Source organism: Fusibacter bizertensis, from assembly GCF_029914245.1.
Lineage (GTDB): Bacteria > Bacillota > Clostridia > Peptostreptococcales > Acidaminobacteraceae > Fusibacter_C > Fusibacter_C bizertensis.
Window position 1 is genome coordinate 1 of record NZ_JARYZI010000055.1, and the last position, 264, is coordinate 264.

Genomic DNA, 264 nt, shown 5'->3' on the forward strand with positions numbered 1-264 from the left:
GACCCCTAGGGGAATCGAACCCCTGTTACCGCCGTGAAAGGGCGGTGTCTTGACCGCTTGACCAAGGGGCCATGAATAAAATAGTAATGGTAGCGGCGGGCGGATTCGAACCACCGACCTTCCGGGTATGAACCGGACGCTCTAGCCAACTAAGCTACGCCGCCATATAAGATAATGCATAATATTCATGGTTGCGGAGGCAGGATTCGAACCTACGACCTTTGGGTTATGAGCCCAACGAGCTGCCACTGCTCCACTCCGCGA

Annotated in this window: 3 tRNA genes; all 3 read right to left on the reverse strand. The window is 54.9% G+C overall.

The features are described from left to right. The 3 genes from QE109_RS17670 to QE109_RS17680 all read right to left on the reverse strand — a co-directional run bounded on the left by QE109_RS17670 (window position 1) and on the right by QE109_RS17680 (window position 263). Window positions 1-71 (reverse strand) — tRNA-Glu (locus tag QE109_RS17670). Window positions 72-87: 16 nt separating this feature from the next. After that, a tRNA-Met gene (locus tag QE109_RS17675) sits at window positions 88-164 on the reverse strand. Between the two features lie 24 nt (window positions 165-188). Further along, window positions 189-263, reverse strand: a tRNA-Met gene (locus QE109_RS17680). Between the last annotated feature and the right edge of the window lies 1 nt (window position 264).